Here is a 16,805-nt window from a genome sequence, read left to right on the forward strand (position 1 = left end):
TGGATGCTTGAGACGTTCCAAAATAGACAAGGACAGCTTGTCGAGGCACTGATTGAGCACTTACAGCTCTCTGTCGTATCGCTATTGATTGCCGTCTTAATTGCCGTACCTTTAGGGATTTGGCTGACGCGCCGAAAGAAGATTGCTGAAACCGCCATTGGCGTCACTGCGATTATTCAAACGATTCCTTCGCTTGCCTTACTCGGATTAATGATTCCGCTCGTCGGGATTGGGGCATTACCTGCCATTATTGCGCTCGTATTATACGCGCTATTGCCAATATTACGTAATACATTCACTGGTTTAAACGAAGTGGACAAATCGTTACTTGAAGCAGCTCGAGCTTGTGGGATGAAACCGAATCAAAGCTTGATGAAAGTCGAACTTCCGCTCGCCCTACCTGTTATCATGGCAGGTATCCGTACAGCGATGGTCCTCATCGTCGGTACGGCGACACTTGCCGCGCTAGTCGGTGCAGGCGGACTCGGTACGCTGATCTTGCTCGGAATTAACCGAAATGACAATTACTTAATTCTATTGGGTGCCATCCCAGCCGCCATTTTAGCCCTCCTGTTTGATTTCTTGTTACGTCAGATGGAAGGTGCGACAGCGACCCGTAATAAGACGAAATTGATTGCAGTCTCTACCGTACTCGCACTCATCATCATCACACCGCTCGCATTTGGTCGCTCGCAAGAGACAGACCTTGTCGTAGCTGGGAAACTTGGTCCAGAGCCAGAAATTCTTATGAATATGTACAAGTTGTTGATTGAAGAAGAAACGGATTTGACTGTATCGGTGAAGCCGAACTTTGGGGAGACGACATTTGTATGGGGCGCCCTCCAATCTGGTGATGTTGACATCTATCCGGAATTCACAGGGACAGCACTCGCGAGTCTCGTCAAGGAGACGCCAGAATCAAACGATGCCCGTGAAGTATATGAACAAGCTAGAGAGGCGCTCGCCGAAGACGGATACGTCATGCTCGAACCGATGCAGTTTAACAATACGTACGCGCTCGCGATTCCACGTGACTATGCCGAGGCAGAAGGTATTTCGGCCATCTCAGATTTACGAAATGTGCAGTCAGATATTAAAGCAGGCTTTACACTTGAATTCACCGACCGTGAAGACGGATATCCAGGACTTCAAAACGAGTACGGATTTGATTTCCCTTCTGTCGTCTCGATGGAGCAAAAATTACGCTATCGTGCCATCTCACGAGGAGATGTCAATTTAGTAGACGCTTACGCGACAGATCCTGATATTGCCGAGAACGACCTTGTCGTTCTAGAAGACGATCGACAGTTCTTCCCGCCATACCAAGGGGCACCGCTCCTGAAAGAAGAGACGCTTGAAGAGTATCCAGAAATTGAGGATGCACTCAATCAGCTCGCAGGTAAAATCACAGACGAACAAATGTCTGAATTGAACCGTCGTGTCGCGTACGGAAATGAACGAGCCTATGATGTAGCGAAAGACTTCTTAGAACAGGAAGGGTTATTATGAGAGCATTGATTATTTCGAATCCGAAGTCTGGTACGAGCGAAACGATGCTCGGGGAAGTCATCGGAACGATTGAATCGCTCTATGAAGAAATCATCATCAAGAAGACTCAAGAAATCGGGGACGCACTCCGATTTGCGAAAGAAAGTGGATCGTTCGACCACCTGATTGTCATCGGGGGAGACGGTACGCTCAATGAAGTGGTCAATGGGTTGATGACGTTAGAGCTTGAGGAGCGACCGACAGTAGGGATTATTCCTGCAGGAACATGTAATGATTTCGCACGAGCGCTCGAACTTCCCATTCAACCAACACAAGCCGCGAGCATCATCAAATCAAACCATGAGCAACATGTGGACGTGATTCAAGTAGATGAGATGTATGCCCTCAATTTCGTTGGAGTTGGATTGATTGCAGACACGTCCCGTCAAATCGACCCAAATGAGAAAGAATCATTAGGATCAATCGGCTACTTTTTGGCAACCATTCGTCAATTTCGTGAAGCTGACCCGTTTCAGATTCGATTACGACGAGGAGATGAACTTCTTTACGATGGAGACGTCAGTTTCTTATATGTAGGGAACGGGAGTTATCTCGGAACCGTACCGACGAAATTGGAGACGCAATCGTTTTCGGATGGCATGTTAGAAGTCGTTCACAGTTCGGCCATCGGATTTCCGATGATTCGACAATTGTTGGCCCAACAGCTCGGTCTCGATCAAAAATCGCCAGAGTGGAATCACTTTCAAACTCCACATGTAGAAGTCGAATTGAATGAGGCACAAATTATCGATATCGACGGTGAACATTTTGAAACAGATCACTTAGCAATCCAGATTCGAGAGCGGGCTCTCACGTTTTTAACGCCATAAAGCATCAACAGAGAAAAGTATTCAGACTTTTCTCTGTTTTTATGTTGTCCTGACCCTTGAACCGTGTTAGTATTTCACTATTATTATGAAAATGAAATGAAAAACAGGAAGTAGGGGTAATCATGGCGCAAAACTCATTCGCCTCAAAAATTGGATTCATTCTAGCTGCCGCAGGGTCGGCAATCGGTTTAGGTGCGATATGGAAATTTCCATATGTCACTGGAACTAGTGGGGGCGGTGCCTTTTTACTCATGTTTTTGGCGTTCACATTATTACTTGGTCTGCCATTATTGATTGGTGAATTCATCGTTGGACGTTCAACTCAAAAGACGGCACTTCTTGCCTTCAAAAAATTAGGGCATGGTCGTTGGAGCATTATTGGTTACCTAGGTGTCATCGCATGTTTCTTGTTGCTTTCCTTCTATAGTGTTATTGGAGGATGGGTCCTCATTTATATCGGACTCGGTTTAAGTGGGACATTAAGTGGGCGTACAGCTGACGAGTTCGGGGATGTGTTCGGAAATGTTGTGTCGACACCTGGCATCGCGGTACTCGGACAATTCTTATTCTTGTTAATCACGCTTTTGATTGTCTTACGCGGGGTCGAAGCTGGGATTGAACGGATGAGCAAGATTTTAATGCCACTCTTATTCATCAGCTTCATTGTACTCGTCGTCCGTTCATTGACACTCGACGGGGCGATGGAAGGGGTTCGCTTCTTCTTACAACCTGACTTCTCTGCACTAACGGGTGAATCGGTACTATTTGCACTAGGACAAGCCTTCTTCTCCTTATCGTTAGGGGTAGCGGCGATGTTGACATATGCGTCTTACATTAAGACGAAAGGTACGTTGAATCGTTCTGCGAACATGATTGTTCTATTGAACATCACGGTTTCACTCTTAGCTGGACTTGCCATTTTCCCGGCAGTCTTTGCATCAGGACTGGATCCGGCTGAAGGTCCGGCGTTACTGTTCGTCGTATTACCGGCTGTCTTTAATCAAGTACCACTAGGCGGCTTCTTCATGGTGTTGTTCTTCCTCTTATTCGCGTTCGCATCGATCACGTCGTCAATCGCGATGTTAGAAGTAGTTGTCGCGGGTGTTACAGATCGTTTGAACGAAAAGAAATCAACTTGGACGAAGAAGCAAGTAACCGTGATGGCAGCCATTCTCGTGTTCGTCGTAGGCGTTCCATCTGCATTGTCATTCGGACTATTGAGTGATTTACAGATTTGGAATGGTCGGACGTTCTTCGATACGATGGATTACCTCGTCAGCTATATTTTGATGCCGATCGGGGCACTCTTAACATCGATTTTTGTCGGATACGTCGTCGATCAACGCATTTTGAAAGATGAGATTCAAACGTCAGAACCGGGTAAGAAACTTTATCCGATCTGGCATGCGCTCATTCGCTACGTCATTCCTGTGACGGTAGCCATTGTTATGGTATCAACGTGGGTCACAACATAATAGACAAACCGTAGGCTTAAAGGTCTACGGTTTTTTTCATAGCACAACGGGAAAGAAGTCGATATAGGTACTTGTTTTTACACCTGTGGACGGAGGAAACAACGAATTTTATTATGCTAAAATGATAGGGATGACGAAACTTTTTTTGATAGGTTTCGTAATGTACAATAGAAGTAACATGAGATGAGGTGAAAAGAATGAAAACATGGATGAAATGGGCCCTGACAGGGGCAGTCATATACTTTGCCATCAACGTATTCGATTTCTCCTGGTTATTCATTATAGTAGGGGCGCTCGTCTTGAATGAAGTCTGGTCGACGAATAAGCGCAAAAACCGTCAACGAACACCGACAATGGTCGCGAAACGTGCCAAGAAAAAACTGTTGCTCGATGAGGACGAACCATTCTCAGGTTCAAGAATCCTTAAGCCGATTGAGGAACCCATGCCGGCGCGTCAATTCGAGGCAACGGACGATTTAGAACTTCAATTTTTGCAACGTACGATTGAACAAGGTTATGAGAAGCTACAACAGATTGACCGCGTCCTTCCTGAAATCAAAGATGTGGAAGTAAGGCGTGAGATGAAAGCTGTCTCTAAAGAAGCACACGAATTGTTTGAAGAACTTTTCGAAAATCCACAAGACGCAAAACATGTTCGAGACTTGTTCACATTCTACTTAGATTCCCTCGTCTCGGTCGTCTTGAAATTTAAAGAACTTGAAGGAAAACGAGTCGTCATTCAAGAAGAAACTCGAGAGCAATTAATCACGAACATGCGACTAATTGTCGATAAATTTAAAGAACAACGCGGACGTCTCCTTGAAGATGACGCCGTAGACTTTGAACGCGAACTGATCATGATGGAGAGAGTCTTATCTGATCAGCCGGAAGGGAGAAAGAAACATGACTTCATCGAATGAAACGAACTGGCAGTCATGGCCGGAAGAAGAGCTGACATCTGATACGAAAACGAAAACAGAAACAGAAACAGAGGGTTTTAGTGACCCATCTGTGGAATGGTCATCTGTTTCACAACCTCACGAAGTACCTGCCATCCAAGCAAAGCCAGACGTGCCTCAAGAGCACCGTGAGCGAATTACACGATTGGCGGAGTCGATTGATATTAAAAAGACAGATTCGGTCATGTTGTTTGGCTCGAACGTTCAACGTGAACTTTCACAATTCTCTGACCAAATTCTGACGGAAGTTCGAATGAAAGATGGTGGGGATGCGGGGAAACTCTTGTCTGACTTAATGCAGAACGTCCGAAAGATGGACCCGGACATGCTTCAACCTGAGAAAAAGAGTTTTATGGACAACATTCCACTCATCGGTCGTGCAAAGAAGAAAGCCGAAAACTATAAGCTTCAATTCGAAAAAATGAACGTTTATTTGGAAGAGGTCATCCATAACCTCGATCGTGCGAAGTTCGGTCTTATGAAAGACATTACGATGCTCGATCAAATGTATGATAAGAATAAGCGTTATTTCGAAGAGTTGAACGTCTATATCGCTGCGGGTGAGACGAAGCTTGATCATGTACGTGAACATGAAATCGCGCCACTTCGTCAAGAAGTCGAAATTTCAAAAGATCAGTCTAAACTTCAACAATTGAACGATATGATTCAATTGGCAGATCGTTTTGAGAAGAAGCTACATGATTTGAAATTGAGCCGTACCATCAGCCTGCAGATGGCGCCGCAAATCCGAGTCATCCAACAGAACAACCAAATCCTCGCTGAGAAAATCGAGTCTGCGGTCGTCAATACGATTCCGCTTTGGAAGAACCAAGTCGTTCTCGCGCTTAGTTTGACGCGTCAGAAGACAGCGCTTCGTATGCAACAGGACGTGACGAAGACGACCAATCAGTTGCTTGAGCAGAACTCGAAGATGCTCAAAGACTCTTCGATTGAAATCGCTCAAGAAAATGAAAAAGGGATTGTTTCTGTGGAATCCCTTAAAGTCGCCCACGAGAATTTACTCTCGACACTTGATGAAACGTTACGCATTCAACAAGAAGGTAAACAAAAGCGTCGTGACGCTGAACGTGAACTCGACCGGATGGAGCATGAACTCAAAGAGAAAGTCATTGAGATTGCCTCAAAAAATAAAGAACTGCCAAAAGATACAGGATATTAAGAAGGGAAGTCTGAGCAATCAGACTTTCCTTTTCTACGAGGAGGGGCTTATATGGAGAAACAACGATTGTGGGACGAGACGTGGCTATTGTTCGCCGATATGATGGCAGAACGACATTCGAAGTGTGCATCGAAAAGTGTTGCTTGTGTCATCGTAAAAGATGAAAAACCGATTTCAATTGGTCTGAATGGTACACCTTCTGGTCATACGAATTGTAATGAGATTTATATCAAGCAAGAAGACGGGTTCTATAAGCATGCGGACTATATTGCATCGTCGGATCTCGATATGATCAATGAGCCCGCCCGGCTCATTCGGGATGGTGTGACATATATCAAATGTACGGACCCGTATGATCATCATCACTGGTCGAAGCAACATGAGATTCATGCCGAAATCAATGCGATCGGAAAATTGGCTGCCGATTCGACGAATGCGTTCGGTGCAACGGCCTACGTCACTCATTCACCGTGTCATGCCTGCTCTCTTGCTCTGATTGCAGCGCGCGTCGCCCGCGTCGTCTATGCAGTAGGATATGAGCATGGTGATGGATTAGAATTAATGCGTGAGAGTGGGATCGAAGTGTTACATATGCCACTTGAAAAAATGTACAAAAATACATTGTAAACGTTTTCATTAGATGATATATTATTAATGTACTGCCAATGGTGTTTTACTCTTCCATTATTCGCCCCTCTACGGAGGGGCCTTTTTTGTTGTTCAAAATGAAGTGAGACAAACTTTACACATAATGTTCAATATTTCACAATATACTCTCTAAAATCTCTTATATAATAAAAGTAGATTCAGGAGAGGGGAATTTGTTCATGGAAAAACACGTTCGCTTTACAGATGGTGCATATGAAGTAGAAGCGTTAATCACACTTGAAGAAGTATGGGAAGATAAATTTGCAATTGGCATGCATCAGGAATTGGCGGTCAAATCGTTGACCATCAATGGAAATGAAGTTTCTGAGATTAAGCATGTCCGTGCACTTCTTCGTTACTATCCGACACTCGGGGTGTCAGGCATTTTGTTAGCACTAGATAAGGCGGCCGCTGAAATTGTCGCATTATCAAAAGATCAGGATCCTGCCCTTCAATATGTTGAACTTGTAGCCCTCCAAATGGATGAGGCAGCGACAAACGACTTGAAAACTTTATACGCAGCGATGTGATTTTAATTGGGTGAACCATTTCACCCAATTTTTTGTTGCATCTATTCTTCGTTATGGTATGATATTTACAGATGAAGAAATGGAACGCCATATCGTTGTCAACCATAAGCATGGGGATCTAGATGGCTAGATCGCTGTCAAAAAGCCACGTTCATAGGAACGTGGCTTTTTTTTGTGCAATCACATCGAATCCGGCAGCTACATCTTTAGCGAGATGAGCATCAGATCCTAACGTGAAAGGGATATTCAATTGGCTCGCATATTTGGCGAGTCCTGCGACGTATGGCTCACCACAATCAGGTTTTCTAAGTCCGGCGGTATTAAAATCGAGACCGAATCCTCTGCCGGCAATCGCTCGCAAGAGACGTTCTTCTTCTTGTCTGACTGCTGTACGATCCCAGTCATATTTTTTTTGATATTTGATCGGTAAGTCGATGTGTCCAATCCGAGCGACTTGAATCGTTTCCCATGGAAAGCTAAGACTACGTTCAATCGAGTCATAATAAGCTTTCATCACGTTTTCAAATGAACCGAGCGCTTGAACGAGGTCGTCAAACGTTTCAGCAGAATAATCTATCGGCATATATACACCATCTACCAATAAAAAGTGTTGGGACAAGATGACTTCATCAAGAAGGGAAGCATATGGTTTTAACAAAGCAATCGTCTCTTCTTCTAGACGTGGTAACAAGTCGACTTCTAGTCCTACTTTAATGTCAATGACCTCTTGATACTGACTTTTCATCTGATGCAACGTATTAAGGTAGTCAGGAAGGAGGTCAATCGACATCGCGGAGTCTTGATTCGGCACCGGATCGATAAATGCCTGTGGGAACGGTGCATGTTCTGTGAACGTCATTGCTTGCAGGTTTTTTTCAATCCCGACTTGAATATAGTGTTCAATCGGGTCTTTTGTACCGTGTGGACAATACGGGGTATGCACATGACCATCATGGGTAAAGTTAAACATCTGTTACACGTCCTTTTCAGTTCAATTGGTTGACAGGTGTTTCTCTGTTTGATAAATTTAACACACTACTTTAGTTTGGTAAAGTGATAATAAGATAAAGGGTGGTTATCATGATTTGGTCAAATTCGAAAGGTTCAATTCCAGAAGGATGGTATGAACTACAATCAGGAGATGTCATTCGACCAAAGCGGTGGATGCTGTCATTTTTAGAAAAGGCAGAGGCGAGCGGTTATGCCGTCATCGACCCGCCGTTACTCGAATACTATTCGCACTATCAAAATTTAGCGCTCTTTGATGAGTCGGCCTATTATCGTTTATTCGGGAATGACGGGGAACTCCTCGTCATGCGCCCTGACTATACATTACAAATCGCAAGAAAGTTAGCAGACGGTCATGAACCGATGCGTGTCGCGTACGCCGGAGCCGTCTACCGTCGGACGATCAAACATTCCGGTCAACCACATGAACGGCAACAGCTCGGACTCGAGTGGGTCGACGGGGAAATGAAGGACAGTCATCTTATCGAATCATTTCTCGATATGACGGAAGGAGTCCTGCCTACTGAGCGTTTGACAATCAAAATCGGATCAGCGGCTGTCATCTCGCTTATCGCGAAAGAGACAGGCATTCAAGAACGGACATTCCGAAAAATCTTAGCACTTCGAAATTTAGAGTCGTTACGTGAGTTAGCAGAGACGTATCGCTATCCATTGATTGCGAAGCTACCGTTTTTAATTGGGAATTCAGCGCTCGAAGAATTACGGGCTGAGGCACCAGAATCTCTAAACGATGCCATCGATGAAGTCGATGAGGCCGTACAACATTTGCGTGCGATCGGTCTAGACGTATCGTACGATTTCGGTCAAACGGGAGATTTCGATTACTATTCAGGTTTGACCGTGACGGGAAGTGTAGAAGGAAAGCGTGTCCTTTCAGGGGGACGATACGATTCACTATATGGTCATTTCGGACACTCAAGACGAGCGTTCGGTATGTCACTCGATTTAGAACAGTTAGATGAGGTGATTAAATGAAGGTAGCGGTCGCGAAAGGACGAATCGAAAAAGCAGCTCGTCAATTTTTTGTCGAACGTGATTTACCCGTTTGGCCAGAGAAGCGGGGACGTGAACTCACAGTAAAAGCAGGAGATCATGAATTTATTTTCGTCAAAGGGGACGACGTCTATAAATATGTAATGCACGGAGCGGCTGATGTCGGAATTGTTGGTGGAGATATTTTACGAGAGAAAACGCCAGGTGTACTTGAAGTCGTCGACTTACCGTTCGGACGCTGTCGGATGGCCGTATGTGGTCCGAAAGTTCGACGTAATGGCACAAAGAAATTAAAAGTGGCGAGTAAATATCCGAACATCGCCATCTCACACTTTGCGTCAAAGCGACAAAACGTAGAAGTCATCGCGTTGAATGGGTCTGTGGAGCTCGCTCCGTTAACAGGACTAGCGGATTGTATCGTCGACATCGTCGAGACAGGTGCAACGTTAGCAGCGAATGACTTAGAGGAATATGAAACGATTTTTTCAATCAATGCAAAATTCATCACGAGCGAAACGGCTTTGGCAGAGCAGCCTGACGAATTAAAGGCATGGATTCGAAAGCTGAGTCAGGAGGAGAATGCATGAGTACAGAAACGAATCGATCACGGCGAGAAGCTTGGGCGGAAGCCGTGAAACCAATCGTAGAAGCGGTTGAGGCACGCGGAGATGAAGCACTCCTTGAATGGACGCGTCAATTCGATGGGGTCGACCAAATCGAGTCTGTCGATTTGTCTCGCTTTACCCCGCCGGCAGCGTATGCTGAACTGACGGAAGCGTTGTCCTTAGCGGCAGAACGAATTCGCGCCTTCCACGCGCATCAAGTACGTCAAGATGATGTGTTCGAAGATACGATGTTCCGACTCGGCAGACGTTATATGCCGCTCGATTCGGTCGGTGTCTACGTACCAGGTGGGACAGCCGTCTATCCGTCGAGCGTCCTGATGAATATCATTCCGGCGAAAGTGGCCGGTGTCAAACGAGTCGTCATGGTCACCCCACCAAAAGCAGATGGGATCGACATTTCCCTCTTGATTGCAGCAAAAATCGCAGGGGCAGATGAGTGTTTTCTAGTCGGAGGTGCGCAAGCCGTTGCCGCACTCGCATATGGGACAGAAACGATTCGTCCGGTAGATAAGATTGTCGGACCCGGAAATGCGTATGTCGCGACGGCGAAGGCGCTCGTCTCGCACATCGTCGGCATCGACTCTGTCGCAGGACCGTCCGAAGTGTTGATCATTGCCGATGAATCGGCAAATCCGAAGTGGGTTGCCGCCGATCTTCTCGCACAAGCTGAACATGACGTAGAAGCGACGGCTATCGCACTCGTCACGACAGAAACGCTTCGTGATGAAGTCGAACAAGAACTTGAGCATCAACTTTCGCTCTTACCACGACAAGAGATCGCTAGGGAATCATTGAAACGTGGCGGAGTCATCGTTCGATCACTAGAAGATGCCATCGAGTACGCGAACACGATGGCTGCGGAGCACGTCCAGTTGGCCGTCAAAAATCCTGAAACGTTGATGGATGCGATACGTCACGGCGGGTCGTTCTTCCTCGGTCACGAGGCGGCGGAAGCGTTCGGGGATTATATCGCTGGACCGAACCATGTCCTTCCGACAAGTGGGACGGCGCGATTCTCGAGCGGATTGTCCGTCGATGACTTTTATCGCCGTCAGACGTTCCTTGAGATGACAGAGCTTGATGAGGCGATCACAAAGGCTGCGATTCGAATCGCAAAACAAGAACAATTAGAAGGACATGCCCGTGCCATGGCTGTTCGGATGGAGGACGTATGAGACGAAATTATCAGAACATCCCGCGATATGTGCCCCATGCCGTATCAGGGTACGCGCTCAATCAAAATGAAAGTCAATATCCGTTACCAGAGCGGCTTGAACGAGCTATTCGAGACGTTTCACTCGAGGCGCTCAGCCGTTATCCGGTCGAAGAATTGCTTGCTTTAAAAGCGAGTTATGCGAACTATGCGGGAGTCGAGACGACGCAACTGATGGTCGGAAGTGGAAGCGACGAGCTGTTAGCCATCTTAAGTCAGGCCATTTTAGATACGGAAGACCGTGTGGTCGCACCGGCTCCAGACTTTTCGATGTATGGCATATACACACAGATTGCGAGAGGGCACTTCATGCAACCGGATAAGCATGGATTGAGTTACGATGCGCTAACCGAACTTATTCAAACGAATGAGCCTAAGCTCGTTCTGATTTCGAATCCGAATAACCCGACCGGTAAGATGTGGACACTTGAAGAATTGTCGGACATTGCGACACGCGTCCCTTATCTCGTCGTAGATGAGGCGTATATCGATTTCACGATCGAGGATTCATTTGTATCTCGCTTGAACGAACATCCGAACGTCATCATCTTACGAACGTTATCAAAAGCGTTCGGTCTTGCGAACCTTCGAATTGGATTCATGATTGCGTCAGAAGAGATCATCGAACAGATTGACCGATTCCGTTCACCGTTCAATGTGAGTGGACTCAGTGCCGCAGTCGCCAACGTTGTATTGCGTGATGAGACGTATATCCAAGAGTCGATTCAGTTCCATACGGCGCAACGTGAGAAATTAACCGAGTTGTTACGACCAATCGGTGAAATTTTACCGAGTCGTGCCAACTTTATCTATGTCAAAACCGATGACAGTGAAGGGTGGGCATCCCGCTTCCTAGAAAAAGGCGTCCATGTACGTGCATTTCCGGATGGATTACGTATCAGTGCAGGGACAGATGAGGCGTATACCTATATCCGACAAACGATTGAAGAGGTGAATTCTGTTGAGAACAGCTGAACTAAAGCGTGAGACGAAAGAGACAAAAATTGAGATTCGAGTCAATCTAGATGGAACAGGAGAAAGCACCATCCAAACAGGAGTCGGCTTTTTTGACCACATGTTGACGTTACTTGCCTTTCACAGTCAGATGGACTTAGAGGTGAAAGTCGAAGGTGATACATGGGTCGATGCCCACCATACAGTGGAAGATGTGGGGATTGCACTCGGTCAACTCATTGCGAAGTCTCTCGGAGACAAAGTCGGGATTCGTCGCTATGGAACTAGTTATATGCCAATGGACGAAACGTTAGCGCGAGCGGTCGTCGATGTGTCAGGACGTCCCTTCCTTGTCTATCAGGCGGATATTCGCAATCCAAAGCTTGGCGATTTTGATACCGAGCTCGCTGAGGAATTCTTCCGGGCGGTTGCCATGAACGGTCGACTCACACTTCACCTCGCGGTCCTGTATGGATCGAACTCACACCACATGATTGAAGGGTTGTTCAAAGCGTTCGGACGAGCACTCGCTGAGGCGGTCTCGAGCGATGGAACCGATCGTCTCCCTTCTACGAAAGGATGGATTGAAGGATGAAAGTAGCGGTCATCGATTATGGAATGGGTAACGTATTCAACGTCGAACGTGCGTTGCAGGCCATCGGTTGCTACGTCGTGATTACGAATGATGCAAGCCAAATTGAAGAAGCGGACGCCATTTTACTTCCTGGGGTCGGTGCTTTCCCGCAAGCGATGCAATCACTCGAACAGACGGGGCTCATCCCGCTATTACAAAAGATGGCGACGGAAAAGCCGTTTTTAGGGATCTGTCTTGGGATGCAGCTCCTGTTTGATTCGAGCACGGAAGGCATGCCGACAAAAGGTCTCGGGTTGATTCCGGGCACGGTTGAGCGGATGCGCGCGAAGCGTCTTCCACACGTTGGATGGAACTCGATTCTTCGCGATGAGGACGTCTACTTTGTTCACTCTTATCACGCCGTGACGGACGATGCCAATATCGTGGCGGAAGCGGAATATATGGGAGAGCGTGTTCCCGCGATTGTTCAAAAAGGACTCGTCACAGGCATGCAGTTTCACCCGGAAAAAAGTGGGGCGTTCGGTCTAAGTTTACTTCAAGAATGGAAGGAGGCGGTCGAGCGTGAAATTACTACCCGCCATTGATTTAATTGGAGGCAAGATTGTCCGTTTGACGGAAGGCGATTTTTCGACGGAAGAACAATACGGTGACCCGTATGAATTATTAAAAGCGTGGCAAGGAAAAGTGCCGATGATTCACTTGATCGACTTAGAAGGGGCTAAGGCAGGCGAACCGCGTCACTTAGATGTCGTCCGTTATGCGAAGTCTCTTGGCTTTCTCGTACAGACGGGTGGTGGGATTCGTTCAGAAGCCTCACTCGATGCGGTCATGGAAACTGGTGCGGATCGTGTCCTCTTAGGGACAAAAGCATTTACGGATCCTGACTTTTTAGACAAGGCGATTGAAAAGTATGGCAAACGAGTTGCTGTGGCACTCGATGCATATGACGGAAAGGTCGCCATCAACGGATGGCAGGAAGCGACAAAGCTCGATGACATCTCGGTCGCTCAAGATCTCGTCAAACGAGGGATTGAGACGATTCTGTATACGGACATCGGATCTGACGGAAAACTGAATGGTCCGAACGTTGCGCGCATGAAGGCGCTACGCCAAATCGTCAACGTCACACTCATTGCCTCAGGCGGTGTGACGACCGAAGAGGACGTGAAGGAACTGAAGATGGCTAAGATTGATGAGGCCGTCGTTGGGAAAGCGCTCCTCTCCGGTAAAGTAAGTATCGATGAACTGATTGAATGGGAGGCGCGTTATGCTTAAACGCAGAATTATTCCATGTCTCGATGTGAAGGAAGGCCGTGTCGTCAAAGGGATTGAATTCGTTCAACTACGAGACATCGGTGACCCGGTCGAAATCGCGAAGTATTATGATGAGTCCGGAGCCGATGAACTCGTCTTTCTCGACATCACGGCAAGTACGGAACGCCGCCAGACGATGCTAGATGTCGTCAGTGCAGTGGCACGGAAAGTATTCATCCCGTTGACGGTAGGTGGAGGGATTCGTTCACTTGATGACATCTCGTCATTATTAAAAGCAGGAGCAGATAAAGTATCGTTGAACACGCTCGCTGTCGAATCCCCAAGTCTCATTCGAGAAGCGGCCGATCGTTTCGGGTCACAATGTATCGTCGTTGCGATCGACGTGAAATTTGAAGACGGGGAATACTATGTGTACACATATGGCGGTAAACAAAAGACAGAACTGTTAGCGGTCGAATGGGCGAAACAAGTGGCCGCACTCGGGGCGGGTGAACTTCTTGTCACGTCCATGAACCAAGACGGAAAGCAAAGCGGATATGACCTTGCGATTTTAGAACAACTTCGCGAAGTCGTCGACATACCGATTATTGCCTCAGGTGGGGCGGGGAATGCCGAGCACGTAGTCGAAGCGCTCGAGAAGGTCGATGCCGCACTACTTGCCTCCATCTTACATGACCGAAAAACGACAGTAGAAGAGGTGAAGCACGTATGCACGAGTCACAACTTGCCGATGCGGTTCGTTTCGACGAAAATGGATTGATTCCCGCCATCATCGTCTCAGAAGAAGACGAGGCCGTTCTCATGCTCGGATATATGAACGATGAGGCCATCCGTCAGACGCTACGTGAACGGGTCGTGACATTCTGGTCTCGTTCAAAAGGTCGGCTATGGATGAAAGGGGAGACGAGCGGCAACACACTTGACGTCGTCAGTATCCACGTCGACTGTGACCAGGATGCGCTTCTTGTTCGTGTCCATGCGAATGGTCCGACTTGTCATACCGGAAATCGAAGTTGTTTCTTTACGGAGGTGAACGTATGATTCATGAATTGGAGCAATTGATTCAATCAAGAAAGAATGAACCAAAAGAAGGTTCATATACGACATATTTGTTTGAACAAGGCGTTGAAAAAATTGCGAAGAAGTTCGGTGAAGAATCGTTCGAGGTCGTGATTGCCGCAATGACGGACGAAGATTTGGTCGAAGAATCGGCCGACCTTCTGTATCACCTGCTCGTCTTATTGGCAGCTAAAGGTGTGCGCTTAGAAGATGTAGAAGCGTTACTTGCCAAACGTCACGGCACGACGACGCCTGCGAAGCCTCGTCGAGACGTCACGGAATGGTAAAGCAAAAGGAAGGAGCGCGTCTCCTTCCTTTTTTGTGTCAACGATTGACCGAGGCAGCCATGCGAATGTATGTATGACGTCGCCCGCGAATGGCAATTGAAAGTGCCTGAATGTTCTCTGGTACGGCAATCCCAGACAATCCGGCGTCACCGATATGGACGATATCTGCGCCTCCACGCTTTGAAGAGAGTGCGATCTCACGAACAGTCGCCACATCAGCCCCTTCTTGAGATGTCCCGATTGCGGCTAACGTGAGTGCTCCGAGTGCTTGCAGTTCTTGTACGAGTTCGTGGAATGCCTCTTCACGGACACCCGGAACGGTTCCTGGAGCTGGCAGAAGAATAATGTCTGCCCCTGCTTCAACGAAGCGGATATATGCGTCGCGATCTAACACGCTGCCGACACCGGCCTGATGCATCTTTCCGGCAATGATGACGCCAGCGAATTCACGACGCCCTCGGATAATCGCTTGTTCGATTGCTTCATTCGTAACCCCGGTATTCGGGTTGCCTGTCAGACAAACGAAATCGATCCCGAGTTCAGACGCTTTTTGGAACGCTTCGACTGAAGCGAGTCTGCCTCGTTTCACTTCATTCATTTCAGACGATCTCTCTGAAAAGTCGACAGGCTCTAAATTGACTCCAATCGGCAATCCGATCAATCGCTTTAGTTCCAAAATCGGATGGTCACTCATCTCCTCACCTGGCATGTCGCCGAACAGCGCGTGACTTTCAAGTCCTTTAATGTAAGGATGGAACACATCTAACATGTTCAATAAAATCAAGTCGGCACCGAACGCTCTTGCCAGTTCTGCATTCGTGACTTCTGGGTAGAGCGGTTGAACCGTCGGGATGACCTCGGCCATGACCGTTCGTCCTTCTGCCTTCCGAATCGACCCGACTAAATCTTGACGATTAAACGTGATAAAATCACTTGCCCGACACTCTAAAATACGTTTCATCACATCTTCCTCCTTCTGCTCATCCTTGTCTCTATTCCCTAAATGATTTGAAAATCCTCTATACTGAGTGTAAGGAGGGATCATGATGACGGAAAAAGAGAAGATGATTCGTGGTGAACTGTATTTAGCTGGTGATGAGACGCTCGTTAAAGATCGGAAGCATGCCCGGCGATTGACCGAGCGATTCAATCGTTCCGGGATTGATGATTTGACTGAACGGAAAGAAATTCTTAGTGCGTTACTCGGTTCGACGAAAGAGTCGTATTACATCGAACCGAACTTCAAATGTGATTACGGGTACAATATTCACTTGGGTGAACGATTCTATGCGAATTTTGACTGTGTCTTTTTAGACATTTGTCCCATCACTTTCGGGGATGACTGTATGCTTGCACCAGGTGTACATATCTATACGGCGACACATCCGATTGATCCGATTGAGCGCATCTCTGGGTATGAGTTCGGGAAACCCGTGACGATTGGAGACCGGGTATGGATCGGTGGAGGGGCCATCATCAATCCGGGTGTGACGATTGGAGATGAGGCAGTCATCGCATCTGGTGCAGTCGTCACAAAAGATGTGCCACCACGGACGGTTGTCGGAGGAAATCCGGCGCGCGTGATCAAAACGATCGACTGACAA

General features: G+C 47.1%; 18 protein-coding genes and 1 pseudogene. 17 read left to right on the plus strand and 2 right to left on the minus strand.

Annotation, left to right across the window (positions count from 1 at the left end; translation table 11 throughout):
- Window positions 1–3: 3 nt before the first annotated feature.
- From KNP04_RS09945 to KNP04_RS09975, 7 genes are all read left to right on the plus strand, one after another.
- On the plus strand, window positions 4–1,509 hold the full coding sequence (locus KNP04_RS09945; protein ID WP_214691955.1) for an ABC transporter permease/substrate-binding protein: 1,506 nt from the start codon (window positions 4–6) through the stop codon (window positions 1,507–1,509).
- Window positions 1,506–2,378 (plus strand): diacylglycerol/lipid kinase family protein, encoded by an 873-nt coding sequence (locus KNP04_RS09950; protein ID WP_214875635.1) that lies wholly within the window; start codon window positions 1,506–1,508, stop codon window positions 2,376–2,378. The genes KNP04_RS09945 and KNP04_RS09950 overlap by 4 nt, the downstream gene beginning before the upstream one ends.
- Before the next feature lie 122 nt (window positions 2,379–2,500).
- Window positions 2,501–3,853, plus strand: coding sequence for a sodium-dependent transporter (locus KNP04_RS09955; protein ID WP_214875637.1), 1,353 nt, complete (start codon window positions 2,501–2,503; stop codon window positions 3,851–3,853).
- Window positions 3,854–4,050: 197 nt separating this feature from the next.
- Window positions 4,051–4,773, plus strand: a complete 723-nt coding sequence (locus tag KNP04_RS09960; protein WP_214875639.1) for a 5-bromo-4-chloroindolyl phosphate hydrolysis family protein — start codon at window positions 4,051–4,053, stop codon at window positions 4,771–4,773.
- On the plus strand, window positions 4,757–5,992 hold the full coding sequence (locus KNP04_RS09965; protein ID WP_214875641.1) for a toxic anion resistance protein: 1,236 nt from the start codon (window positions 4,757–4,759) through the stop codon (window positions 5,990–5,992). Before KNP04_RS09960 ends, KNP04_RS09965 begins: the two co-directional genes overlap by 17 nt.
- 51 nt (window positions 5,993–6,043) lie before the next feature.
- Window positions 6,044–6,619: a deoxycytidylate deaminase gene (locus KNP04_RS09970; protein ID WP_214875643.1), complete on the plus strand. Its 576-nt coding sequence runs from the start codon at window positions 6,044–6,046 to the stop codon at window positions 6,617–6,619.
- A gap of 200 nt (window positions 6,620–6,819) precedes the next feature.
- Complete coding sequence (locus KNP04_RS09975) at window positions 6,820–7,170, plus strand: hypothetical protein (RefSeq protein WP_074034584.1); 351 nt, start codon at window positions 6,820–6,822, stop codon at window positions 7,168–7,170.
- 151 nt (window positions 7,171–7,321) lie between these two features.
- Here KNP04_RS09975 and hisJ read toward each other — a convergent pair whose 3' ends face one another.
- Window positions 7,322–8,140 (minus strand): histidinol-phosphatase HisJ, encoded by an 819-nt coding sequence (gene hisJ, locus KNP04_RS09980; RefSeq protein WP_214875650.1) that lies wholly within the window; start codon window positions 8,138–8,140, stop codon window positions 7,322–7,324.
- A 110-nt stretch (window positions 8,141–8,250) separates the two neighbouring features.
- Between hisJ and KNP04_RS09985 the strand changes: the two genes are divergently transcribed.
- The 9 genes and pseudogenes from KNP04_RS09985 (at window position 8,251) to hisIE (ending at window position 15,201) form a co-directional block, all read left to right on the plus strand.
- Window positions 8,251–9,174: an ATP phosphoribosyltransferase regulatory subunit gene (locus KNP04_RS09985; RefSeq protein WP_214783576.1), complete on the plus strand. Its 924-nt coding sequence runs from the start codon at window positions 8,251–8,253 to the stop codon at window positions 9,172–9,174.
- On the plus strand, window positions 9,171–9,779 hold the full coding sequence (gene hisG / locus KNP04_RS09990; protein ID WP_214691980.1) for an ATP phosphoribosyltransferase: 609 nt from the start codon (window positions 9,171–9,173) through the stop codon (window positions 9,777–9,779). Before KNP04_RS09985 ends, hisG begins: the two co-directional genes overlap by 4 nt.
- Entirely contained in the window at window positions 9,776–10,993 is a 1,218-nt protein-coding gene (hisD, locus tag KNP04_RS09995; RefSeq protein WP_214875652.1) for a histidinol dehydrogenase, read from the plus strand. The genes hisG and hisD overlap by 4 nt, the downstream gene beginning before the upstream one ends.
- The gene (locus KNP04_RS10000) at window positions 10,990–12,006 is read left to right on the plus strand and encodes a pyridoxal phosphate-dependent aminotransferase (RefSeq protein WP_214875654.1); all 1,017 of its coding nucleotides are present in this window, start codon (window positions 10,990–10,992) and stop codon (window positions 12,004–12,006) included. Before hisD ends, KNP04_RS10000 begins: the two co-directional genes overlap by 4 nt.
- Window positions 11,993–12,580, plus strand: a complete 588-nt coding sequence (gene hisB, locus KNP04_RS10005; RefSeq protein ID WP_214783567.1) for an imidazoleglycerol-phosphate dehydratase HisB — start codon at window positions 11,993–11,995, stop codon at window positions 12,578–12,580. Before KNP04_RS10000 ends, hisB begins: the two co-directional genes overlap by 14 nt.
- The gene (gene hisH / locus KNP04_RS10010; protein WP_214783564.1) at window positions 12,577–13,164 is read left to right on the plus strand and encodes an imidazole glycerol phosphate synthase subunit HisH; all 588 of its coding nucleotides are present in this window, start codon (window positions 12,577–12,579) and stop codon (window positions 13,162–13,164) included. The genes hisB and hisH overlap by 4 nt, the downstream gene beginning before the upstream one ends.
- On the plus strand, window positions 13,142–13,855 hold the full coding sequence (gene hisA / locus KNP04_RS10015) for a 1-(5-phosphoribosyl)-5-[(5-phosphoribosylamino)methylideneamino]imidazole-4-carboxamide isomerase (protein ID WP_214745297.1): 714 nt from the start codon (window positions 13,142–13,144) through the stop codon (window positions 13,853–13,855). Before hisH ends, hisA begins: the two co-directional genes overlap by 23 nt.
- A complete protein-coding gene (hisF, locus tag KNP04_RS10020; protein ID WP_214692002.1) occupies window positions 13,848–14,615 on the plus strand; it encodes an imidazole glycerol phosphate synthase subunit HisF in 768 nt (255 codons plus the stop codon). The genes hisA and hisF overlap by 8 nt, the downstream gene beginning before the upstream one ends.
- Window positions 14,564–15,201, plus strand: a pseudogene (gene hisIE, locus KNP04_RS15510) (bifunctional phosphoribosyl-AMP cyclohydrolase/phosphoribosyl-ATP diphosphatase HisIE). Before hisF ends, hisIE begins: the two are co-directional and overlap by 52 nt.
- 37 nt (window positions 15,202–15,238) lie before the next feature.
- Here the strand turns inward: hisIE and KNP04_RS10035 are convergent.
- Window positions 15,239–16,162 (minus strand): DUF7916 family protein, encoded by a 924-nt coding sequence (locus KNP04_RS10035; protein ID WP_214875665.1) that lies wholly within the window; start codon window positions 16,160–16,162, stop codon window positions 15,239–15,241.
- A gap of 85 nt (window positions 16,163–16,247) precedes the next feature.
- On the opposite strand from KNP04_RS10035, the gene KNP04_RS10040 reads away from it, so the two are divergent.
- Entirely contained in the window at window positions 16,248–16,802 is a 555-nt protein-coding gene (locus tag KNP04_RS10040; RefSeq protein WP_285800662.1) for a maltose acetyltransferase domain-containing protein, read from the plus strand.
- The last annotated feature ends 3 nt before the right edge of the window (window positions 16,803–16,805 follow it).

This window comes from Exiguobacterium sp. CH10 (genome assembly GCF_018617635.1).
GTDB classification, from domain to species: Bacteria; Bacillota; Bacilli; order Exiguobacteriales; family Exiguobacteriaceae; genus Exiguobacterium; species Exiguobacterium aestuarii_A.

What these genes read in the sequence shown, in the direction of transcription:
- KNP04_RS09945 (WP_214691955.1), top strand. Translation starts at nt 4, where the DNA reads ATGCTTGAGACGTTCCAAAATAGACAAGGACAGCTTGTCGAGGCACTG.
- KNP04_RS09950 (WP_214875635.1), top strand. Translation starts at nt 1,506, where the DNA reads ATGAGAGCATTGATTATTTCGAATCCGAAGTCTGGTACGAGCGAAACG.
- KNP04_RS09955 (WP_214875637.1), top strand. Translation starts at nt 2,501, where the DNA reads ATGGCGCAAAACTCATTCGCCTCAAAAATTGGATTCATTCTAGCTGCC.
- KNP04_RS09960 (WP_214875639.1), top strand. Translation starts at nt 4,051, where the DNA reads ATGAAAACATGGATGAAATGGGCCCTGACAGGGGCAGTCATATACTTT.
- KNP04_RS09965 (WP_214875641.1), top strand. Translation starts at nt 4,757, where the DNA reads ATGACTTCATCGAATGAAACGAACTGGCAGTCATGGCCGGAAGAAGAG.
- KNP04_RS09970 (WP_214875643.1), top strand. Translation starts at nt 6,044, where the DNA reads ATGGAGAAACAACGATTGTGGGACGAGACGTGGCTATTGTTCGCCGAT.
- KNP04_RS09975 (WP_074034584.1), top strand. Translation starts at nt 6,820, where the DNA reads ATGGAAAAACACGTTCGCTTTACAGATGGTGCATATGAAGTAGAAGCG.
- hisJ (WP_214875650.1), bottom strand. Translation starts at nt 8,140, where the DNA reads ATGTTTAACTTTACCCATGATGGTCATGTGCATACCCCGTATTGTCCA.
- KNP04_RS09985 (WP_214783576.1), top strand. Translation starts at nt 8,251, where the DNA reads ATGATTTGGTCAAATTCGAAAGGTTCAATTCCAGAAGGATGGTATGAA.
- hisG (WP_214691980.1), top strand. Translation starts at nt 9,171, where the DNA reads ATGAAGGTAGCGGTCGCGAAAGGACGAATCGAAAAAGCAGCTCGTCAA.
- hisD (WP_214875652.1), top strand. Translation starts at nt 9,776, where the DNA reads ATGAGTACAGAAACGAATCGATCACGGCGAGAAGCTTGGGCGGAAGCC.
- KNP04_RS10000 (WP_214875654.1), top strand. Translation starts at nt 10,990, where the DNA reads ATGAGACGAAATTATCAGAACATCCCGCGATATGTGCCCCATGCCGTA.
- hisH (WP_214783564.1), top strand. Translation starts at nt 12,577, where the DNA reads ATGAAAGTAGCGGTCATCGATTATGGAATGGGTAACGTATTCAACGTC.
- hisF (WP_214692002.1), top strand. Translation starts at nt 13,848, where the DNA reads ATGCTTAAACGCAGAATTATTCCATGTCTCGATGTGAAGGAAGGCCGT.
- KNP04_RS10035 (WP_214875665.1), bottom strand. Translation starts at nt 16,162, where the DNA reads ATGAAACGTATTTTAGAGTGTCGGGCAAGTGATTTTATCACGTTTAAT.
- KNP04_RS10040 (WP_285800662.1), top strand. Translation starts at nt 16,248, where the DNA reads ATGACGGAAAAAGAGAAGATGATTCGTGGTGAACTGTATTTAGCTGGT.